At 45.6% G+C, this 1343-nt stretch carries 1 protein-coding gene; it reads left to right on the forward strand.

Annotated elements, in window-relative coordinates:
- Window positions 1–103: 103 nt before the first annotated feature.
- Window positions 104–1288: an IS256 family transposase gene (locus D1970_RS21205; protein ID WP_119114844.1), complete on the forward strand. Its 1185-nt coding sequence runs from the start codon at window positions 104–106 to the stop codon at window positions 1286–1288.
- Window positions 1289–1343: the final 55 nt, after the last annotated feature.

Consider the following 1343-nt stretch of genomic DNA (forward strand, 5'->3'; position numbering starts at 1 on the left):
GAGAGCGTAAAATATCTTGTGTAAATGAAAAATAGAAAAAGGAAGGCCTTTTCTTGTAGAATTGAATCACCACAACACAATTCACAGAAAAGAGGCCTTCCCTATGAACCAGTTTACAACAGATATCGTCGATGCTCTAGTAAAAAAACAAGATATTACGGAAGTATTTCGTGCGCATTTAGAAACAGCGGTCAACACGCTGCTGGCAACTGAATTAACGTCCTTTTTAGATTATGAGAAATACGACCGGATTGGCTTTAACTCAGGTAATTCCCGCAATGGTGCGTACTATCGTACGCTGCACACCGAGTACGGTGATCTCAAAATTGCGATTCCCCGTGATCGTAATGGCGAGTTTAAGCAACAGACGGTTGCGCCATACCGGCGCTCCAATGACACACTCGAATCCTTTGTCATCCACTTGTTTCAAAAAGGTGTCACGATGACCGAAATCTCCGATTTAATCGAGAAAATGTATGGCCATCATTACACGCCGCAGACGATTTCGAATATGACGAAAGCCATGACAGAACAGATTGAGGCATTTAGCCAGCGCGCGCTCGGCACGCGTTACGTCTGTGTGTACCTGGACGCCACCTACATTGCCGTCAAGCGTGAAACCGTGTCAAAAGAAGCTGTCTACCTAGCTGTTGGCATCCGGGAGGATGGATCGAAGGAAGTCCTCTCTTATACGATCGCTCCAACGGAATCGGCATTTGTCTGGAAAGAGCTGCTTCTTGACCTGAAAGAGCGAGGTGCATCTGAAATCCTTTTGTTCATTTCAGATGGTCTCAAAGGCATAACCGACAGTATCCTCAGCGTCTATCCAGATGCTCAATATCAGACATGCCTTGTTCACCTTTCCCGCAACATTGCCCACAAAGTACGCGTCGCGGACCGTACTGAAATCTGTGGTGACTTCAAGTCGGTTTATCGCGCTGAAAGCGCAGAGGCCGGGCGGAAAGCACTTGAAGCTTTCTGTTCCAAATGGCAATCAGCGTATCCAAAAGTGACAAAGACACTGGCCGAAAACCCTTATATCTTTACATTTTATAGCTTCCCACGATCCATTTGGCGAAGCCTTTATTCAACGAATTTAATCGAGTCGTTTAATAAGCAGATCAAGAAATATACAAAGCGCAAAGAACAGTTTCCCAATGAAGAAGCACTGGAGCGGTTTCTTGTTTCACAATTCGAAGAATACAACCAGCGCTTCGCCGTGAGGTGCCATATCGGTTTCGATCAGGCTCGGGCAGAGCTCGCCGCCATGTTCAAAACCGCTGATTAATGACGGATTACAAGAAAAGGAATTTCGTCATTTACACAAAATTATTGACGCTCCC

Source organism: Mesobacillus zeae, from assembly GCF_003570705.1.
Taxonomy (GTDB): domain Bacteria; phylum Bacillota; class Bacilli; order Bacillales; family Cytobacillaceae; genus Mesobacillus_C; species Mesobacillus_C zeae.